Raw genomic sequence first — 18898 nt, 5'->3', positions numbered from 1 at the left:
ACCGGGGTCAGGTGACCTGGGGGTCAGGTGGCCTCGGAGTCGTACGGCGCGACCTCGCCGACGGCCAGGGGCACGATCGTGGGGCGTTCGTGCTGCGGCAGCCCGACCGAGACGGCCGCCGCGGTCGCCGCGCTCATGCCCGTCGAGGAACTGCCGGGGGGCGCGTCGAGCAAGGCGTCGCGGATGATGCGCCGCGGGTCGTACTGACGGGGATCGAGTTTCTGCCACTCGACATCGTCGAACTCGGGGCCCATCTCGTCGCGCATGCGGTCTTTGGCGGTGTCGGCCATGCCCCTCAGCGTGCGCACCAGCTGAGCCAGCTTGGAGGCGTAGCCGGGCAGGCGGTCGGGCCCGAGCAGGAACACCGCGAGGACACCCACGATGAGCAGCTTGTCGAACGTCAGACCGAACAGGGACACGGGTAGAGACTAACCGGTGCTGCCGACAGCCAGCCCCTAGAGTTGACCCTCGAGGAGTGAGTGTGTCGCACATAGAGTCAAGTTGGAAGTTCGCCGAAGAGCTCGTCACCGAGAGCGACGCGATCGCCGAGGCTCGGCAGCACTCGCTGGAGGTCGGGGTCGACGCCGTGTCCCCGGCCGTCGGAGCGCAGCTCGCCGTGCTCACGGCCGCGTCGAGCGCCAAGAGCATCATCGAGATCGGGACGGGTGTCGGCGTCAGCGGGCTCTGGCTGCTGACCGGGGCGCCCGAGGCCACGCTCACGACGATCGACAAGGAGATCGATCACCAGCAGCTCGCCCGCGATGCGTATCTGCGGGCCGGCGTCCCGGTGAACCGGGTCCGTCTCATCGCCGGCCGCGCCTCCGACGTGCTGCCCCGCATGAACGAGAACTCGTACGACGTCGTCTTCATCGACGCGGACGCCGCCTCGGTGATCGAGTACGTCGAGCACGGTCTGCGTCTCGCCCGCCCGGGCGGTGTCGTCCTCGTCGCCCACGCACTCTGGAACGGCCGGGTCGCGAACCCCGCCGCCCGCGACGCCACGACCACCGGCTACCGGACGCTGTTGACCGAGGTGTCGACCTCTCCCGCCGTCATCAGCTCGATGTCGACGGCCGGCGACGGCCTGCTCTCGCTCGTCAAGCGCTGAGCCGCACGCACGACCGGGTCGAGCGCTGAGCCGCACGCTCGACGCGAGAAGCCCCCACCCTGTCATCAGGGTGGGGGCTTCTCGCGTTGACCGGAGGCGGCTGACTAGGCGTTCACGACGCCGGCGAGAGCGTCGTGAAGCTCTTTGGCTTCGTCGTCGTTGACCGACACCACGAGGCGGCCTCCACCTTCGAGCGGTACACGCACGATGATGAGACGGCCCTCCTTCACGGCCTCCATAGGCCCGTCACCGGTCCTCGGCTTCATGGCTGCCATCAGATAGTCCCCTTTCGCAAAGATGCAGTCCTATTATCCGGGTTTTCGGGGCAACGGCCTAAACCGGACGCCCATCATCACCCGGAGGGTCATCACCGGAGGCGGATCACGGCGGTGTCCAGTCGTATCCGTTCACCCACCAGCAGTAGTACAGCCAGACCCACTGACCGACGATGCAGAGCCCGACGAGCACCGCGCGGTAGACCCTCGACCGTGGGACGGCGAGGATGCCCAGCACCGGGAAGAGGGGCATGAGGAGGCGCCAGGTGCTGGACTGAGGGAAGAACACGGCCAGCAGGTACAGGGCATACGCGACGCTCCAGAGCCGCAGGTCGACGCCGACCCGTCGACCGATGGGCGAGAGCAGCAGAGCCGCGAACAGCACGACGGCCAGCAGGAGCAGGACGACACCGGCCCCGCCCGGCAACCACCAGTTGGCCCCCTGCACCCAGGGGGTGAACGGGATCAGCGGGCCGTAGCCGATGTAGGCCGACCGCCATGCCAGCTCGGTCTCGGCGTACGCGTTCGGCACACCCGTCACCAGGCCGGCGATGACCGGCCAGGCGACACCCAGCAGCGCCGTCGCCACGGCTGTGACCGCGACGGCGATCATCTCCCGCACCGGGAAGGGGTCCCGGCCTCGCGTCGCGAGGCGATGGATCGCGTGCAGACCGATCGCGAGCGCCAGGGCGAGTGCGCCGGGGCGGGTGACCGACAGCACCGTCACGAGCGGCAGCATCCAGAGATAGCGGCGTTGCACGAGCAGGAGGAGGCACGCGCACAGCAGACAGAGGAACATCGCCTCCGCGTAGGCCACCTGGAGCAGCGGCGACAGCGGCGCGACGCAGAGCAGCAGCACGGCGAACATCGCCGTCCCGGACGGCAGCAGGAGCGACATCAGGCGGTAGAACAGCAGCGCCGTCACGGCGGCGAACAGCACGGAGACGACGACGGCGAGGGTCGCGAACGGTGCCCCGGTGAGCTCCATCAACCCGCGCACGAGCATGGGGTACGCCGGCATGAACGCCCAGGCGTTCTCGGCGGCGTGCCCGTCGACCGTCAGCGGGATCGACGAGGGATACCCGACGACGGCGATGATGTAGTACCAGTGGCCGTCCCAGATGGACGCAAAGCTCGCGTAGTCGGGTTGGGCCATCGTCCAGGCGTTTCGGCCCTGCATCGACGCGTAGATCAGCAGCATGACGGTGCTGACGGCCCTCGAGAGGACGAACACCGCCAGGACCCGGAGCCACCACGGCGTCAGGCGCCAGCGGACGATCACGCCGACCGGGAGCGACGGCCGCCGTCGAGGCTCTCTCGGCGACCGGTCGGAGGCCGGCCCGACCGGCTTGGTCGTCAGGCCGTCAGCCACGCCCGCAGTCCACGCTCGTTGTCGAGGATCTGCTGGACGGGGACGCGCTCGTCGTCGTGGTGCGCGAGCATCGGGTCGCCCGGGCCGAAGTTGACCGCCGGGATGCCGAGGGCGGAGAACCGCGCCACGTCCGTCCAGCCGTACTTCGGCTTGGGTGCTCCGCCGACCGCCGCGACGAACTGCTGCGCCAGCGGGGCGTCGAGACCGGGGCGCGCGCCGGCCGCCAGGTCGACGATCGTGACGTCGAAGTCGGCGAACAGCTCGGTCACGTGGGCCACGGCCTCGTCGGCGCTGCGGCTCGGGGCGAAGCGGTAGTTGACGTGCACCATGCACTCGTCGGGGATGACGTTGCCCGCGATGCCCCCGGTGATGCCGACGGCGTTCAGCCCCTCGCGGTACACGAGCCCGTCGACCTCGACCTCGCGGGCCTCGTAGGCCGCGAGGACGTCGAGGATCGGCGCGGCACGGTGGATCGCGTTGTCGCCCACCCACGAGCGGGCACTGTGCGAACGTCGACCGAACGTGCGGATCTCGGCACGCAGGTTGCCGTTGCAGCCACCCTCGACGGACCCGTCGCTCGGTTCACCCAGGATGGCGAAGTCGCCCTGCAACAGGTCCGGGTACAGACGGACGACACGGCCGAGGCCGTTCAGCGCGTCGGAGACCTCTTCGTGGTCGTACCAGACCCAGGTCACGTCGACGACCGGGTCGCTGAGCTCGACCGCGAGCTTCAGGTGGACGGCGCTGCCGGCCTTCATGTCGACCGTGCCCCGCCCCCAGAGGTACTCGACGCCCCCGTCGGTCTCGAACCGCGTCGGCAGGTTGTCGTTCAGCGGGACGGTGTCGATGTGCCCGGCGATGACGACCCGCTTGTCGCGACCGAGCTCGGTCTTCGCCACGATGGTGTCGCCGTCGCGGAACAGCCGGAGGTGCGGTGCCGTCTCGAGGGTCGCCCAGATCGCGTCCGCGAGGGTCGTCTCGTCGCCCGAGACCGATTCGATGTCGCACAGTTGGCGCGTCACGTCGACAGAGGACACGGACAGGTCGAGAGCCGGCATGCGGCCAGCTTATCCGGGCCGTCCCCACCAGTAGCCTGGACGGCATGAGCTCGACTGACCCCGACACGACGACACGCGCCGCCGCGGCGCCCACCCACGCCTACGGATACGGACTCGCCACCGTCACGGCCGACGGCACGACGCTGGACAGCTGGTTCCCCCAGCCCGTGCTCGGGCGCCTGCCCGCCGATCGAGACCCCGCACTGGTGCCCGCCGAGATCGAGGACGCCGCCGGGCCCGATGCCCGCCGCGGTGTCGACCTCGTCCCGACGACGGTCGAGATCGAGTTGGCCGCTGCCCCGGCGTCGACGCCCGACGCCTACCTGCGCCTGCACCTGCTCAGCCACCTGCTCGTCCGCCCCAACACGATCAACCTCGACGGCATCTTCGCGCACCTGCCGATCGTCGTCTGGACGAATGCCGGCCCCGTGCACCCGGAGGACTTCCGGCGTCTGCGGCCCAGCCTGCAGCGTGCGGGCATCGCCACGACCGGCATCGACAAGTTCCCGCGCCTCCTCGACTACGTCTCGCCGGACCGCGTCCGCATCGCCGATGCGTCGCGGGTGCGGCTCGGCGCACACCTCGCACCGGGTACGACCGTCATGCACGAGGGCTTCGTGAACTTCAACGCCGGCACACTCGGTACCTCGATGGTCGAGGGCCGGATCTCGCAGGGTGTCGTGGTCGGCGACGGGTCGGACATCGGAGGCGGCGCCTCCATCATGGGGACGCTCTCGGGCGGCGGCACGGAGCGCGTCGCGATCGGCGAACGCGCCCTGCTCGGCGCCAACGCGGGGATCGGCATCAGCATCGGCGACGACAGCGTCGTCGAGGCGGGTCTCTACGTCACCGCGGGCACGAAGGTGGTCGTGGTCGGCGGGGCCCCGACGCCGGACGGCCGACCGCAGACGGTGAAGGCCGTCGAGCTGTCGGGCGTGCCCGGGCTGTTGTTCCGCCGCAACTCGCTGACCGGCGCCGTGGAGGTCCTGCCGCGCACGGGGCGCGGCATCGAGCTCAACGCGCAGCTGCACGCGTAGGCGCGACGCCGAACGGCCTCCCTCCCCCAGCGGGGACGGAGGCCGTTCGACATCGCCGACGCGACTCAGCGCTGAGGCAGGTCGCGCTTGGTCGAGCCCAGGTACAACTGCTGTGGGCGGCCGATCTTCGTCGACGGGTCGGAGTTCATCTCTCGCCAGTGCGCGATCCAGCCGGGCAGGCGCCCGATGGCGAACAGCACCGTGAACATGCGGGGCGGGAATCCCATCGCCTTGTAGATGACGCCCGTGTAGAAGTCGACGTTCGGGTAGAGCTTGCGTTCGACGAAGTAGTCGTCGGCGAGGGCGATGTCCTCGAGTTCCATGGCGATGTCGAGCAGGTCGTCCTGGACGCCGAGGGCCGCGAGCACCTCCGTGGCGCTCTCTTTGACGAGGCGGGCGCGCGGGTCGAAGTTCTTGTAGACCCGGTGGCCGAAGCCCATGAGCTTGACGCCCTCTTCTTTGTTCTTCACCCGCTCGACGAAGCGCTCGACACCCTGGCCGGACTCCTTGATCTCGGCGAGCATCTTGAGCACGGCCTCGTTGGCGCCGCCGTGCAGCGGTCCGTAGAGGGCGCTGATACCGGCCGAGATCGACGAGAACATGTTCGCCTGCGTCGAGCCGACGAGACGGACGGTCGACGTCGACGCGTTCTGCTCGTGGTCCTCGTGCAGGATGAGCAGCCGCTCGAGCGCCTTCGACAGCACGGGGTTGACCTCGTACGGCTCGGCCATCGTGCCGAAGTTCAACTTCAAGAAGTTGTCGACGAAGCTGAGCGAGTTGTCGGGGTAGAGGAACGCCTGCCCGAGGCTCTTCTTGTGCGCGTAGGCCGCGATCACCGGCAGCTTCGCCAGCAGCCTGATGGTCTGCAACTCGACCTGCTCGGGGTCGGTCACGCTCATGCTGCCCTCGTAGAAGGTGCCGAGTGCCCCGACGGCGCTGGACAGCACCGACATGGGGTGGGCCGAGTGCGGCAGCGCGTCGAAGAACCGACGCAGGTCTTCGTGCAGCAGCGTGTGGCGCCGGATGCGGGCGTCGAAGCTCTCGAGCTCGGCGGCGGTGGGCAGTTCGCCGTAGATCAGCAGCCAGGCCGTCTCGAGGTACGTCGACCCCTCGGCGAGCTGTTCGATCGGGTAGCCCCTGTAGCGGAGGATGCCTTGGTCACCGTCGATGTAGGTGATCGTGGATCGGGCGTTCGAGGTGTTCACGAACCCGTTGTCGAGGGTCGTGTACCCCGTCTGCTTGGTGAACGTCGAGATGTCGATCGACGACGCACCCTCGGTGCTCGGCACGATCGGGAACTCGGCGCTCCCCCCAGGGAACTGCAGCGTGGCCTTCTGGGCGTCGTTGGCAGTATCAGTCACGTGACCACACTACCCGGCGGGCCGTGGTGCTCGCGGGGAGGCTACCGAGCGAGCCGGTCGGCCGCCGCGTCGATGCGCTCGTCGGTGGTCGTCAACGCCACCCGGACGTGCTGGCGACCGGCGACGCCGTAGAACGCCCCCGGTGCGGCGAGGATGCCGCGGTCGGCCAGCCAGGAAATCGTCGCCCAGGAGTCCTCGCCGCGCGTCGCCCAGAGGTACAGGCCGGCCTCGCTGTGGTCGATGCGGAATCCGGCACCCACGAGGGCCGCGGCCAACCGGTCGCGCCGCGCCCGATAGCGGGCCTTCTGCTCGGCCACATGGGCCTCGTCGGCGAGGGCGACGGTCATCGCCTGCTGGACGGGCGCGGGCGGCATCAAGCCCGCGTGCTTGCGCACGGCGAGCAGGGCCGCGATGACCTCGGGGTCGCCGGCGACGAAGCCCGCCCGATAGCCGGCGAGGTTCGACTGCTTGCTCAGGGAGTAGACGGACAGGACACCCGTGAGGTCGCCGCCGACCACCCGGGAGTCGAGGATGCAGGGCGTGGGTCGGTCGGACCACTCGCCGTCCCAGCCGAGCTCGGCGTAGCACTCGTCCCCCGCGATGACCGCGCCCAGCTCGCGAGCCCGCTCGACGGCGGCGCGGAGCCGCTCGATCGACAGGACCGAGCCGTCGGGATTGCCCGGGCTGTTCAGCCAGATCAGCCGCGTGCCCTCCGGCCATTCCGTCGGGTCGTCGGAGGCGAAGGCCGTCGCGCCGACCAGGGCGGCCCCGAGTTCGTACGTCGGGTACGCCGCCTGCGGGTAGACGATCGTGTCGCCCGGCCCGAGGCCGAGCCACAGGGCGAGCCCCGCGATCAGTTCTTTCGAGCCGATCGTCGGCAGGACGGCCGCGTCGGTCAGCCCGCTCACGCCACGGCGCCGGGCGTACCACTCGACGATCGCTGCCCGAAGCGCGGGCGTCCCGGCCACCTGGGGGTACGCATGGGCGTCCGTCGCGTCACGCAGGGCCTCGCGGACGACGGCCGGCGTCGGGTCGACGGGTGAGCCCACCGAGAGGTCGACGATGCCGCCGGGGTGCGCCCGAGCCGTCGCAGCCGCGGGCGCCAAGGCGTCCCAGGGGAAGTCGGGCAGGTCGAGCGCCACCGGGGTTACGCCTCGGCGCCGGCGCCCTGAGGGGGCAGCGCCGCGATGACGGGGTGGTCCTTCGCGATCACGCCGACCTTCGCCGCGCCCCCGGGGGAGCCGATCTCGTCGAAGAACTCGACGTTCGCCTTGTAGTAGTCGGCCCACTTGTCGGGCAGGTCGTCTTCGTAGTAGATGGCCTCGACGGGGCAGACGGGCTCGCACGCACCGCAGTCGACGCATTCGTCGGGGTGGATGTAGAGCGAGCGTTCGCCCTCGTAGATGCAGTCGACGGGGCATTCGTCGATGCAGGCACGATCTTTGACATCCACACAGGGCAGGGCGATCACGTACGTCACGTCTGGGGGGTTCCCTTCACATCGGGCAGGCTTCTCATCTTATCTCCGTGCTGCTGGGCTCTCGGCCAGCCGATCACCAGGAGCGCGATCGCGACGGGCCCGAACGTCCAGGCGTAGCCGAGCACGTTCGCGGGGACGAGCGCCGAGCCCCCCGCGCCGGGCAGGGCCAGCACGCCGACGGCCGCGAGCAGACCGACGGCGGCGGTGATGCAGACGAGCCGCGAGCCGAGCACGAGTCGCAACCCGAGCAGCAGGGCGAGCGTCATCAGCAGCGACAGGGCGAGGCCGGACCAGACGGGGACCCCACCGACGGTCACGGTGCCCTGGTGGCTCACGGTGCCGACGGCACCCGCCACCAGACCGGCCGCGAGGGCGATGCCGTAGACGATCGCCCGACTGCCGGTCGTCATGGTGGACATCTCGTCCGCCAGGGCCACGCGCTCGGATTCGGGCTCGGGAACGAGGCGGAACGACTCCGACAGGGCCATCGGCTCGACGGCCCCGTGCGGGTAGCGGAGGCCGGGTCGGTTGTCGGCGAGGTCGACGACGTCGAGCTGGGTGCGGTACTCGCGGAGGGCGGCGAGCTTCTGCGGCGCGACCCGGCGCACGTCGAACGTGGTCACGGTCGGGTCGGCGGCCAGTGCCTCGGCCTCGGAGCCCGTCGCCTGCTCGGCGCCGGAGACGATGGCGAAGAACGGGATGCCGGCGAGTCGAGCGACCTTCAGGGCGGCGCGGTTGGCACGGACGTGGTCGGGATGACCGTAGCCGCCGTCGTCGTCATAGCTGACGATGGCGGACGGATGCACCGACTCGACGACCGCCGACAGGTCGGACACGATCTCGCCGAACTCCGCCGCGCAGAACGCGGACGCGTGCAGGTCGTCGGTCGGGCCGGCGACGCCCTCGCGCCGCCATTGCATGCCACTGTCGCGATAGGCCCGGGACGGCAGACCGGCCGTGCGCGCCTCCGGATCGCCCAGGAAACGGTGGTCGCGCACGCCGAGATCGCGCATCGCCGCGGCGATCTCGAGCTCGCGGTGGACGGCGAGCGCCGCGGGGTCGTCGCGCAGGCGGGCGAGGTCGTCGGCGATGACCTCGCCGAGCTCGCCGCGGGTACAGGTGACGACGGTGACGTCGGCCCCGTCGGACACGAGGGAGGCGATGGTGCCGCCGGTCGTGATCGTCTCGTCGTCGGGGTGGGCGTGCACGAAGAGGACGCGACTGGTACGCGAGCCGACCGAGGAGGTGCCGAAATAACTCATCACTGGACAGGATAAGCCGCTCGACACTATGGTCGGTCTGGCTTAGGCGCACCTTAGATAGGTAAGCCTAACCAAACAAGACCGTCTGGTCTCGTTCGAACCACCCCCTCCCGAAAGTCCTCCTGCATGCTCGCCAACTACCTCATCGGACTCCGCGAAGGCCTCGAGGCCGCTCTCGTCGTCGGAATCCTGATCGCCTATCTCGTCAAGGTCGGCCGACGCGACGTCCTCCCCCGTCTCTGGGTCGGAGTCGTCGCCGCCGTCGTCGTGTCCCTCGGCATCGGCGCGCTGCTCACGTTCGGCGCCTACGGGCTGACCTTCCAGGCGCAGGAGACGATCGGCGGGCTGCTGTCGATCATCGCCGTGGGCTTCGTCACCTGGATGGTGTTCTGGATGGCGCGGACGGCTCGCGGCCTCCGCGGTGAGCTCGAGAGCGGTCTGGCGAAGGCCCTCACCGGCGGCGCCTGGGCCGTGGTGGCCTTGGGGTTCCTGTCCGTGGGCCGCGAGGGCATCGAGACGGCGCTCTTCCTGTGGGCGACCGTCCAGTCGACGGGAGGCGGGGCCACGCCGATGCTCGGCGCGCTGCTCGGCGTCGTCACCGCGATCGTCATCGAGATCGCCATCTACCGCGGTGTCGTGCGCATCGACCTGGGGCGGTTCTTCGCCGTCACCGGCTGGGCCCTGATCGTCGTGGCCGCGGGCGTCCTCGCCTACGGCGTCGGCGACCTGCAGGAGGCGGCGGTGCTGCCGGGCGGATCGGCTCTCGCCTTCGACGTGGGCGCCGCCATCCCGCCCACGAGCTGGTACGGCGTGCTCCTGCAGGGGCTCGTGAACTTCACTCCCACGCCGACCTGGGCCCAGGTCGTCGTCTGGCTCGCCTACATCGCCGTGGTGATCCCCCTCTTCCTCCGCGCGACCCGACGCCGCCGCCCGGCGCCGTCCCTCGCCCCCGCCCCCACCACCGCCCGCACCACCGCAGGAGTCCACGAATGATCACCCGCCCCCTCTCCCTTCTCGGAGTCGCCGCCATCGCGACCCTCGCCCTGTCGGGCTGTGTCGCCAACAACCCCGGAGGCGGGGGGAACGCGACGACCATCGACGTCGTCGGCAACGGCGACAGCTGCGACGTGTCGACGACCACCGCGCCGAGCGGACCGGTGACCTTCACCATGACGAACAAGGGCTCCGACGTCTCGGAGTTCGAGCTGCTCGCCGAGGACGGGCTGCGCATCATCAGCGAGAAGGAGAACATCGGACCGGGCACGAGCGCCTCGATGACGGTGTCGGTGCCGGCCGGGAAGTACTACACGGCGTGTGTCCCCGGGCTGGTCGGCCAGGGTGTCCGGGCCTCGTTCACCGTGACCGACTCGGGCAAGGCCGTCACGCCGACCGGCAGCGAGAAGCAGCAGATCGACGCCGCCGCGACGGCCTACGTGGGCTACGTGAAGGACCAGGTCGGCCAGCTCGTCACGGGCACGGCGGCCTTCTTGCAGGCCTACACGTCGGGGGACGACGCGACGGCCCGATCGCTCTACCCCGGCACCCGCGCGTACTACGAGCGGATCGAGCCCGTCGCCGAGTCGTTCGGCGACCTCGACCCGAAGATCGACTTCCGGGAGGCCGACGTCGAGCAGGGCACGCCCTGGACGGGTTGGCACCGCATCGAGAAGGACCTCTGGCAGCCGAGCGCGGCCGACAACGGCGGTGTCGCCTACACCCCGCTGACGAGCGCCGAGCGCGCGACACTGGCCGAGCAACTGACGACCGACACCGCCAGCCTGCACGACAAGGTGACGGCGTCCGACTTCACCGTCGGCATCGACACCATCTCGAACGGCGCCGTCGGCCTGCTCGACGAGGTGGCCACGGGCAAGATCACGGGCGAGGAGGAGATCTGGTCGCACACGGACCTGTACGACTTCCAGGGCAACCTGGAGGGGGCACGCGTCGCCTACGAGGGTGTGCGGGACATCGTGAAGACGAAGGACGCGAAGCTCGTCGACCAGATCGACGGCAAGCTGACGTCGCTCGAGAACCTGCTCGCGACCTACGGCAGCCTCGACACCGGGTTCCCCGCGTACACGTCGCTGACGGACACCGACAAGCGCAAGCTGTCCGACGCCGTCAACGCCCTCAGCGAGCCCCTCAGCAAGCTCACCACGGCCCTGGTGGCGTGAGGGTGACCGATCGGACACCCGAGACGGACGACGACCCCGCCGGCAGCCCGGCCGAGCCCGCCACGGGCTCGGCCGGGCTGTCCCGGCGCGGTCTGCTGGGTCTCGTCGGCGCGGGGGTGGGCACCGGCGTGCTCGGCTTCGGAGTCGGCATCGGCACCGACCGAGCCCTGGCCGGGGCGGCCACGGGAACGTCGGGCGCCCGCACCACGTACCCGTTCTTCGGAGCGCACCAGTCGGGCATCGTCACGGCGGCTCAGGACCGTCTGCACTTCGCGGCGTTCGACGTCGCCGACGGCACGACTCGGGACGACCTGATCGGGCTGCTGCAGGACTGGAGCGTCGCGGCGGCTCGGATGACGGCCGGTGAGGACGTGGGCGAGACGGGAGCCGTCGGCGGCCCCCTCGCCGCGCCTCCGGACGACACGGGCGAAGCCCTGGGGCTGCCGGCGTCGGGGCTGACCGTCACGATCGGATTCGGGCCGACCCTGTTCGAGACGGCCGACGGCACGGACCGCTTCGGGATCGCCGGGCGCCGACCCGCCGCCCTGATCGATCTGCCGCACTTCTCGGGCGACCAGCTCGTCGAGGCGCAATCGGGGGGCGATCTGTGCATCCAGGCCTGCAGCGACGACCCGCAGATCGCCGTGCACGCCATCCGCAACCTGTCGCGCATCGCGTTCGGGCGCGCGTCGCTGCGCTGGTCGCAGCTCGGCTTCGGACGCACCTCGTCGACGACCCGCGGTCAGACGACCCCGCGCAACCTCTTCGGGTTCAAGGACGGCACGGCCAACCTGAAGGCCGAGGACACGGACGCCGTGGAGACCGGTGTCTGGGCCGGTCCGGACGACGGAGCGGCGTGGATGCAGGGCGGCTCGTACCTGGTGGCCCGGAAGATCCGCATGACGATCGAGACCTGGGACCACTCGTCGCTCGGCGAGCAGCAGCGCGTGATCGGCCGCGACAAGGGCGAGGGCGCACCGCTCTCGGGAGGCACCGAGTTCACGGCTCCCGACTTCGCCGCACCCGCGTCGACCGGGTCGGGCACCGCGATCGCGACGAACTCGCACGTCGCGCTGGCCCACCCCGACCAGAACGACGGCGCGACCCTGCTCCGCCGTGGCTACAACTTCGTCGACGGCAACGACGATCTCGGCCGCTTGAACGCCGGGCTCTTCTTCATCTGCTTCCAGCGAGACCCGCGGCGCCAGTTCGTGCCGATCCAGCAGCGGCTGGCCCGCAACGACGCGATGAACGAGTACGTCAAGCACGTCGGCTCGGCCGTCTTCGCCGTGCCTCCCGGGGCGCGACAGGGCGGCTACGTCGGCGAGACGCTCTTCGGGTAGGCCCGGTGCCGGCGCCCCACGCGTCGGTCAGACGGGCGTGACGACGTACGTGGCGATCACGGCGCCGTCGGACGCCTGCGTCGAGAACGTGAGGACCACCCGGTAGGTCGCCCCGGTGAACGTGCCGAACGCGCTGTCGGCGTCGCTGTCGACCCCGGCCGCCGTGTAGCCGGCACCCTCGAGCGCGGCCTGGGCGTCGGCGAAGCGGTCGGCCCCCGACACGGTCAGCTGGGCGACCCAACCCGACCCGTTCGGCCCGGCGCCGCCCCCACGGACGGTGCCGTCGACGAGGGGCACGTCGGCCGACGGGAAGCCCTCGGGCAACGAACCGTCGGTCGTGATGCCGGCCCCGCCGAGCGCGTCGCCGACCGCGTCGTCGACGGCCTGCTTCGCCGTACTGGTCAGCCCGTCGACCGCTCCCGAGACGATGTTGTCGACGGGCGAGCCCTCGGAGCACGCGGCGAGACCGCCGACGAGGCCGACGGCCAGGGTGAGGGAGGCGATGGCACGGGTCAGGACGGAACGAGGCTCGGGCATGCCCCCAGGATACGGAACGGCCCCGCACTCGCCGGGAGTGCGGGGCCGTTCTCGGAGGCTTCGCCCGGGAGATTCCCGGACGGCGACACCGTGGGCTAGGCGTTGGCCTTCTTGAGACGGGCGGTGCTGCGCTGACGAGCCGACGCGTCGAGCTCGACCTTGCGGATGCGGATCGCCTCGGGGGTGACCTCGACGCACTCGTCGTCACCGGCGAACTCGAGCGACTCCTCGAGCGACAGCACGCGCGAGGGCGTCATCGACTCGAAGTTGTCGGCCGTCGACTGACGCATGTTGGTCAGCTTCTTCTCTTTGGTGATGTTGACGTCCATGTCGTCGGCGCGCGAGTTCTCGCCCACGACCATGCCCTCGTAGACCTCTTCGGTCGGCTGCACGAAGAACGTCATGCGCTCCTGCAGGTTGATGATCGCGAAGGGGGTGACGACACCCGAACGGTCGGCGACGATCGAACCGTTGGTGCGGGTCGAGATCTCGCCCGCCCAGGGGCCGTAGCCGTGCGAGATGCCGTTGGCGATACCGGTGCCGCGCGTGTCGGTGAGGAACTGCGTGCGGAAGCCGATCAGGCCGCGCGACGGGACGATGAACTCCATGCGCACCCAGCCCGAGCCGTGGTTCGCCATGTTCTCCATGCGGCCCTTGCGGGCGGCCATCAGCTGCGTGATCGCACCGAGGTACTCGTCGGGCACGTCGATGGTCATGTGCTCGAAGGGCTCCTGCAGTTTGCCGTCGACGCGACGCGTCACGACCTGCGGCTTGCCGACGGTGAGCTCGAAGCCCTCGCGACGCATCTGCTCGACGAGGATCGCCAGGGCGAGCTCGCCACGACCCTGGACCTCCCACGCGTCGGGGCGTCCGATGTCGACGACCTTGAGGCTGACGTTACCGATCAGCTCGCGGTCGAGGCGGTCCTTCACCATGCGGGCGGTGAGCTTGTGACCCTTGACCTTGCCGATGAGCGGCGACGTGTTCGTGCCGATCGTCATCGAGATGGCCGGGTCGTCGACCGTGATGGTCGGCAGCGGGCGGACGTCTTCGGGGTCGGAGAGCGTCTCGCCGATGGTGATCGTGTCGAAGCCGGCGACGGCGACGATGTCACCGGGGCCCGCGCTCTCGGCCGGGTAGCGGTCGAGCGCCTTCGTGATCAGCAGCTCGGTGATGCGGGCGTTCGCGACGGAGCCGTCCTGCTTGACCCAGGCGACGGTCTGGCCCTTCTTCAGCGTGCCGTGGAAGACGCGGAGGAGCGCGAGACGACCGAGGAACGGCGACGCGTCGAGGTTGGTGACGTGCGCCTGCAGCGGGTGCTCGTCGTCGTAGGTCGGAGCCGGGACGTGCGTGAGGATCGCGTCGAACAGCGGCTCGAGGTCGTCGTTGTCGGGGAGCGAGCCGTCGGCCGGCTTGTTGACCGACGCGGCGCCCGCGCGGCCCGAGGCGTAGACGACGGGAACGTTGAGGATCGCGTCGAGGTCGAGGTCGTCGACCTCTTCGCTCAGGTCGCTCGCGAGACCGAGCAGCAGGTCTTGCGACTCGGCCACGACGTCGTCGATGCGCGCGTCGGGACGGTCGGTCTTGTTGACCAGGAGGATGACGGGGAGCTTGGCGGCCAGCGCCTTGCGCAGCACGAAGCGGGTCTGCGGCAGCGGGCCCTCGGACGCATCGACGAGCAGCACGACGCCGTCGACCATGGACAGGCCGCGCTCGACCTCGCCGCCGAAGTCGGCGTGGCCGGGGGTGTCGATCACGTTGATGGTGATCGGGCCGTCGGTCGCGTGAGCACCGTTGTAGAGCACCGCGGTGTTCTTCGCGAGGATCGTGATGCCCTTCTCGCGCTCGAGCTCGTTCGAGTCCATCATGCGGTCTTCGGTGTCGAAGTGCGCGTCGAAGGAGTTGGTCTGCTTGAGCATGGCGTCGACGAGTGTCGTCTTGCCGTGGTCGACGTGGGCCACGATCGCCACGTTGCGCAGGTCGCTGCGGATGGCAGTCGCCATGGATGTATTCCTTACAGAAAAGAGGAGGGGGAAGTGCTCGGGACGAAACCCGGCACGGACAGTCTACGGCACGTGGTAAAGGGGCCCTTCCGCCCGGCGCGAACGCCGGTGCGGAGAGGGCCCCTCGACCGTGAGGAGGCGCGGTGCGATCAGCGTCCGAACGCGAAGTTCGCGCCGGGGATCGCCTCGAGCAGCTCACGGGTGTACTGCTCGCGCGGGTTCGCGAAGACCTCGTCGGTCGTCGACGCCTCGACGACGCGGCCCTTCTGCATGACGCAGACGTTGTCGGCGACCAGTCGCACGACCGCGAGGTCGTGCGTGATGAACAGGTACGTCAGCCCCAGCTCGGCCTGCAGGTCGGTCAGCAGATCGAGGATCTGCCCCTGCACCAGCACGTCGAGGGCCGAGACGGCCTCGTCGAGCACGATCACGTCCGGTTTCAACGCGAGAGCACGGGCCACGGCGATCCGCTGCCGCTGACCGCCCGAGAGCTCGTTCGGGTAGCGGTTGATCGTCGAGACGGGCAGCGACACCTGGTCGAGCAACTCGCGGACCCGGGCCTGCCGGCTCGCGCGGTCGCCGATGCCGTGCGTGACGAGGGGCTCGGCGATCGTGTTGCCGACGCTGTACATCGGGTCGAGCGACCCGTACGGGTCCTGGAAGACCGGCTGGACACGACGACGGAAGTCGAACAGGTCCTTGCCCTTGAGGGCGCCGATGCTCTGGCCGTCGATCTGCACGGTGCCCGAGGTGATCGCCTCGAGCTGCAGGACGAGTTTCGCCACGGTGGACTTGCCCGAACCGGACTCGCCCACGAGGGCCATGGTCGTGCCGCGGGGGATCGAGAACGACACGTCGTCCACGGCGCGCAGCTCGGTCGTACGGAAGCCCTGCTGACGGATGCGGTACACCTTGGACAGGTTCTCGACCTTGATGTAGTCCGCCGCCGTGGCCGCGTGCGCCTCGCGCTCGCGGGCCCGCGACAGCATCTCCGCGTCGTCCGACCCCTCGGCCGACACCGTGACCCCATGGGTCACGTCGGGCGAGAGCGTCGACTGGATGCGACGGCTCGCGAGGCTCGGCGCCGCGGCGACGAGTCGCTGCGTGTACGGGTGCTGCGGGTTGGCCAGGATCTCCTGAGAGGGCCCGGACTCGACCACGCGGCCCTTGTACATGACGACGAGCTTCTCGGCCCGCTCGGCCGCGAGACCGAGGTCGTGCGTGATGAACAGCACGGACGTCCCGTAGTCGCGCGTGAGCGTCTGCAGGTGGTCGAGGATGCGGCGCTGCACGGTCACGTCGAGGGCCGAGGTCGGCTCGTCGGCGATCAGCAGCTTCGGCCGGGCCGACAGGCCGATGCCGATCAGCACGCGCTGACGCATACCGCCCGAGAACTGGTGCGGGAACTGCTTCAGGCGGTCGCCCGCGTCGGACAGCCCGGCCTCCTGCAGCACCTCGATGGCCCGCTCGCGGACCTCCTTCTTGCCGCTGGCGATGCCGTTGGCCCGGATGGCCTCCTCGACCTGGAACCCGATGGACCACACGGGGTTGAGGTTCGACATCGGGTCCTGAGGGACATAGCCGATGTCGCGACCGCGGATCGCCTGCATCTCGGACGCGCTGGCCTTCGTGAGGTCGCGCCCCTCGAACAGGATCTCGCCGCCGGTGACCGTGCCGGTGCCGGGCAGCAGGTCGATGATCGACGTCGCCGTCGTCGACTTGCCGGAGCCCGACTCGCCCACGATGGCGAGGCTCTCGCCCTGGTTCATCGTGAAGTCGACGCCGCGCACGGCCTGGACGTAGCCGGCCTGCGTCTTGAAGCCGATCTGCAGGTTCTTGATCTGCAGCAGCGGGACGGACGAGGAGGCGGTGCTCGCCGCCTCGGGACGGGTGGAGGTGGACGTCATCGACGGGCCCTCGCCTTCGGGTCGAGGGCGTCGCGCACGACGTCGCCCATCATCAGGAACGACAGCACGGTGATCGACAGCGCGGCCGCGGGCCAGAACAGGGTCATCGGGGCGGTGCGGATCGAGACACGCGCCTGGTCGATGTCGTTGCCCCAACTCATCGTGCCGCTGGGCAGACCGATGCCGAGGAAGGACAGCGTCGCCTCGGCGACGATGAACGTGCCGAGTGAGACCGTCGCGACCACGATCACGGGCGTGATCGCGTTCGGGATGACGTGACGCAGCAGGATGCGGAAGCGCGAGACACCGAGTGCCATCGATGCCATCACGTAGTCGCTGCTCTTCGCACCGAGCACCGACCCGCGCATGATGCGCGCGATCTGCGGCCAGGCGAACAGCGAGAGCACGAGGGCCACCGTCAGCGGAGTGCGGCTCGGCAGCACCGACATCAGCACGATCGCGCCGAGCACGGTCGGGATCGCGAAGAAGATGTCACCGATACGCGAGACGACCGCGTCGAGCCAACCGCCGTAGAAGCCGGCCAGCGAGCCGATGACGACGCCGATCAGCGTGACGAGGACGGTCGCGAGCAGACCCACGGTCAGCGACGCGCGCGTCCCGAAGATGATGCGGGCGTAGACGTCGGCACCCTGGCGCGTGAAACCGAGCAGGTGCCCTGCCTCGGGCCCCTGGTTGCTCTTGGTCAACTCGTTCGCCGTGGGCGAGGTCGGCGAGAACAGGCCGGGGAACAGCGCGACGAGCAGGACGAGCAGGATGAGCACGGCCGAGATCCAGAACATGGGCCGGGACTTCATGGAGTCCCAGGCGTCGTTCCAACTCGAGCGGGGCTTCTCGGATTCGTCGACGGCGTCGACGGCCTTGATCGGCGTCTCTTCGAGATCGGCGACGTAGTGGTCGGGCGACAGACCCGACGGAGCGTTACTTGGCATAGCGGATCCTCGGGTCGAGAACGGCGTACAGCAGGTCGACGAGCAGGTTCGCCAGCATGAAGATGATCACCATGACGGCGACGAACGAGACCACGGTCGGCCCCTCACCCAGCTGGATGGCCCGGTAGACCGTGCCACCGACTCCCTGGATGTTGAAGATGCCCTCGGTGACGATCGCACCGACCATCAGCGAGCCGACGTCGACGCCGAGATACGTGATGACCGGGACGAGCGAGTTGCGCAGGATGTGCACACCCACGACGCGGCGTCGCGTCAGGCCCTTCGCGGTCGCGGTGCGGACGAAGTCGGCACTCATGTTCTCGGAGACGGAGGCACGGGTCAGACGCACGATGTAGGCGAACGACACGGATGCGAGCACGATGGCCGGCAGGATCAGCTCACTCCACTTGGCCTGCGAGCTCACCGTCGTGCGGAACAGGCCGAGGTTGATGGCGAACACGTACTGCAGGATGAAGCCGACCACGAACGTGGGCACCGAGATGAGCAGCAGGCTCACGACGAGGGCGCTCGTGTCGAAGATCTTGCCCTTGCGGAGACCCGCGACGAGACCGACGACGATGCCGGCGACCGCTTCGAACAGCAACGCGAGCATCGCGAGCCGGAAGGTGATCGGGAACGCACGAGCGAGCTCGTCGAGGATCGGGCGACCCGCGAACGTCGTGCCCAGGTCACCCGTGAACAGACCGCCGATGTAGAGCAGGTACTGCACGATGAACGGCTGGTCGAGGTGGTACTGGGCGCGGATCTGGTCGATCACGGACTGCGCCGGTGGGTGGTCTCCGAAGAGCGCGGCCACGGGATCGCCGGGCAGCGCGAAGACCATGAAGTAGATGAGGAACGTCGCCCCGAAGAAGACGGGGATCAGTTGGAGGAGGCGGCGACCGGTGTACCAGAGCATCAGTCCTCCTCGGTTGTCTGCGGGAGCATTGTGTCGCAATCGTCAGGGGAACGTCGGACGCCCACCGAGGGGCTCGGAGCAGATGATCTCTGCTCCGAGCCCCTCGTGA

18 protein-coding genes are annotated in these 18898 nt (G+C 69.6%); 5 read left to right on the top strand and 13 right to left on the bottom strand.

Going from position 1 to position 18898, the window contains the following annotated elements; genetic code table 11:
• Positions 1-23 precede the first annotated feature (23 nt).
• On the bottom strand, positions 24-413 hold the full coding sequence (locus ACPEEZ_RS04340; protein ID WP_423924176.1) for a Sec-independent protein translocase TatB: 390 nt from the start codon (positions 411-413) through the stop codon (positions 24-26).
• A 68-nt stretch (positions 414-481) separates the two neighbouring features.
• On the opposite strand from ACPEEZ_RS04340, the gene ACPEEZ_RS04335 reads away from it, so the two are divergent.
• Complete coding sequence (locus ACPEEZ_RS04335) at positions 482-1108, top strand: O-methyltransferase (RefSeq protein WP_423923176.1); 627 nt, start codon at positions 482-484, stop codon at positions 1106-1108.
• 104 nt (positions 1109-1212) lie between these two features.
• On the opposite strand, the gene ACPEEZ_RS04330 is transcribed toward ACPEEZ_RS04335, so the two are convergent.
• The 3 genes from ACPEEZ_RS04330 to dapE form a co-directional block, all read right to left on the bottom strand.
• Positions 1213-1383, bottom strand: coding sequence for a DUF3117 domain-containing protein (locus ACPEEZ_RS04330; RefSeq protein ID WP_082486829.1), 171 nt, complete (start codon positions 1381-1383; stop codon positions 1213-1215).
• Between the two features lie 106 nt (positions 1384-1489).
• Positions 1490-2755, bottom strand: coding sequence for a hypothetical protein (locus ACPEEZ_RS04325; protein WP_423923174.1), 1266 nt, complete (start codon positions 2753-2755; stop codon positions 1490-1492).
• Positions 2740-3813 (bottom strand): succinyl-diaminopimelate desuccinylase, encoded by a 1074-nt coding sequence (gene dapE / locus ACPEEZ_RS04320; protein WP_423923172.1) that lies wholly within the window; start codon positions 3811-3813, stop codon positions 2740-2742. The genes ACPEEZ_RS04325 and dapE overlap by 16 nt, the downstream gene beginning before the upstream one ends.
• A gap of 44 nt (positions 3814-3857) precedes the next feature.
• On the opposite strand from dapE, the gene dapD reads away from it, so the two are divergent.
• Complete coding sequence (gene dapD, locus ACPEEZ_RS04315; RefSeq protein ID WP_423923170.1) at positions 3858-4850, top strand: 2,3,4,5-tetrahydropyridine-2,6-dicarboxylate N-succinyltransferase; 993 nt, start codon at positions 3858-3860, stop codon at positions 4848-4850.
• A 65-nt stretch (positions 4851-4915) separates the two neighbouring features.
• Here the strand turns inward: dapD and ACPEEZ_RS04310 are convergent, their stop codons facing one another.
• The 4 genes from ACPEEZ_RS04310 to ACPEEZ_RS04295 are packed head-to-tail and all read right to left on the bottom strand — an operon-like array spanning position 4916 to position 8953.
• Complete coding sequence (locus ACPEEZ_RS04310; RefSeq protein WP_423923168.1) at positions 4916-6211, bottom strand: citrate synthase; 1296 nt, start codon at positions 6209-6211, stop codon at positions 4916-4918.
• A 41-nt stretch (positions 6212-6252) separates the two neighbouring features.
• On the bottom strand, positions 6253-7353 hold the full coding sequence (gene dapC, locus ACPEEZ_RS04305; protein ID WP_423923166.1) for a succinyldiaminopimelate transaminase: 1101 nt from the start codon (positions 7351-7353) through the stop codon (positions 6253-6255).
• A gap of 5 nt (positions 7354-7358) precedes the next feature.
• On the bottom strand, positions 7359-7691 hold the full coding sequence (gene fdxA, locus ACPEEZ_RS04300; protein ID WP_423923164.1) for a ferredoxin: 333 nt from the start codon (positions 7689-7691) through the stop codon (positions 7359-7361).
• Complete coding sequence (locus ACPEEZ_RS04295) at positions 7688-8953, bottom strand: PIG-L family deacetylase (RefSeq protein WP_423923162.1); 1266 nt, start codon at positions 8951-8953, stop codon at positions 7688-7690. Before ACPEEZ_RS04295 ends, fdxA begins: the two co-directional genes overlap by 4 nt.
• A gap of 126 nt (positions 8954-9079) precedes the next feature.
• Here ACPEEZ_RS04295 and efeU point away from each other — a divergent pair, with 126 nt between their 5' ends.
• Genes efeU through efeB form a run of 3 tightly spaced genes read left to right on the top strand, consistent with a single transcriptional unit; the run spans position 9080 to position 12473 of the window.
• Positions 9080-9946, top strand: coding sequence for an iron uptake transporter permease EfeU (efeU, locus tag ACPEEZ_RS04290; protein WP_423923160.1), 867 nt, complete (start codon positions 9080-9082; stop codon positions 9944-9946).
• The gene (gene efeO / locus ACPEEZ_RS04285) at positions 9943-11130 is read left to right on the top strand and encodes an iron uptake system protein EfeO (RefSeq protein ID WP_423923158.1); all 1188 of its coding nucleotides are present in this window, start codon (positions 9943-9945) and stop codon (positions 11128-11130) included. Before efeU ends, efeO begins: the two co-directional genes overlap by 4 nt.
• Before the next feature lie 2 nt (positions 11131-11132).
• Positions 11133-12473 carry an iron uptake transporter deferrochelatase/peroxidase subunit gene (gene efeB, locus ACPEEZ_RS04280; RefSeq protein WP_423923156.1) on the top strand — a complete coding sequence of 447 codons (1341 nt, stop codon included), beginning with the start codon at positions 11133-11135 and terminating at the stop codon, positions 12471-12473.
• A gap of 27 nt (positions 12474-12500) precedes the next feature.
• Here the strand turns inward: efeB and ACPEEZ_RS04275 are convergent, their stop codons facing one another.
• The 5 genes from ACPEEZ_RS04275 to ACPEEZ_RS04255 all read right to left on the bottom strand — a co-directional run bounded on the left by ACPEEZ_RS04275 (position 12501) and on the right by ACPEEZ_RS04255 (position 18789).
• Positions 12501-13010, bottom strand: coding sequence for a hypothetical protein (locus tag ACPEEZ_RS04275; protein WP_423923154.1), 510 nt, complete (start codon positions 13008-13010; stop codon positions 12501-12503).
• A 95-nt stretch (positions 13011-13105) separates the two neighbouring features.
• Positions 13106-15013, bottom strand: coding sequence for a translational GTPase TypA (typA, locus tag ACPEEZ_RS04270; protein ID WP_423923152.1), 1908 nt, complete (start codon positions 15011-15013; stop codon positions 13106-13108).
• A gap of 149 nt (positions 15014-15162) precedes the next feature.
• Positions 15163-16920, bottom strand: coding sequence for a dipeptide ABC transporter ATP-binding protein (locus ACPEEZ_RS04265; protein WP_423923150.1), 1758 nt, complete (start codon positions 16918-16920; stop codon positions 15163-15165).
• A complete protein-coding gene (locus tag ACPEEZ_RS04260; RefSeq protein ID WP_423923148.1) occupies positions 16917-17870 on the bottom strand; it encodes an ABC transporter permease in 954 nt (317 codons plus the stop codon). Before ACPEEZ_RS04260 ends, ACPEEZ_RS04265 begins: the two co-directional genes overlap by 4 nt.
• Positions 17860-18789: an ABC transporter permease gene (locus ACPEEZ_RS04255; RefSeq protein ID WP_423923146.1), complete on the bottom strand. Its 930-nt coding sequence runs from the start codon at positions 18787-18789 to the stop codon at positions 17860-17862. The genes ACPEEZ_RS04260 and ACPEEZ_RS04255 overlap by 11 nt, the downstream gene beginning before the upstream one ends.
• Between the last annotated feature and the right edge of the window lie 109 nt (positions 18790-18898).

The sequence above is a fragment of the Frigoribacterium sp. 2-23 genome (assembly GCF_049601585.1).
In the GTDB taxonomy this organism is placed as follows: domain Bacteria; phylum Actinomycetota; class Actinomycetes; order Actinomycetales; family Microbacteriaceae; genus Frigoribacterium.
The sequence above is the reverse complement of the archived record's forward strand: the minus strand, read 5'-3'. Positions and strand labels throughout refer to the sequence as shown.

What these genes read in the sequence shown, in the direction of transcription:
- ACPEEZ_RS04330 (WP_082486829.1), bottom strand. Translation starts at nt 1,383, where the DNA reads ATGGCAGCCATGAAGCCGAGGACCGGTGACGGGCCTATGGAGGCCGTG.
- dapE (WP_423923172.1), bottom strand. Translation starts at nt 3,813, where the DNA reads ATGCCGGCTCTCGACCTGTCCGTGTCCTCTGTCGACGTGACGCGCCAA.
- dapD (WP_423923170.1), top strand. Translation starts at nt 3,858, where the DNA reads ATGAGCTCGACTGACCCCGACACGACGACACGCGCCGCCGCGGCGCCC.
- ACPEEZ_RS04295 (WP_423923162.1), bottom strand. Translation starts at nt 8,953, where the DNA reads ATGAGTTATTTCGGCACCTCCTCGGTCGGCTCGCGTACCAGTCGCGTC.
- efeU (WP_423923160.1), top strand. Translation starts at nt 9,080, where the DNA reads ATGCTCGCCAACTACCTCATCGGACTCCGCGAAGGCCTCGAGGCCGCT.
- efeO (WP_423923158.1), top strand. Translation starts at nt 9,943, where the DNA reads ATGATCACCCGCCCCCTCTCCCTTCTCGGAGTCGCCGCCATCGCGACC.
- ACPEEZ_RS04275 (WP_423923154.1), bottom strand. Translation starts at nt 13,010, where the DNA reads ATGCCCGAGCCTCGTTCCGTCCTGACCCGTGCCATCGCCTCCCTCACC.
- typA (WP_423923152.1), bottom strand. Translation starts at nt 15,013, where the DNA reads ATGGCGACTGCCATCCGCAGCGACCTGCGCAACGTGGCGATCGTGGCC.
- ACPEEZ_RS04265 (WP_423923150.1), bottom strand. Translation starts at nt 16,920, where the DNA reads ATGACGTCCACCTCCACCCGTCCCGAGGCGGCGAGCACCGCCTCCTCG.
- ACPEEZ_RS04260 (WP_423923148.1), bottom strand. Translation starts at nt 17,870, where the DNA reads ATGCCAAGTAACGCTCCGTCGGGTCTGTCGCCCGACCACTACGTCGCC.
- ACPEEZ_RS04255 (WP_423923146.1), bottom strand. Translation starts at nt 18,789, where the DNA reads ATGCTCTGGTACACCGGTCGCCGCCTCCTCCAACTGATCCCCGTCTTC.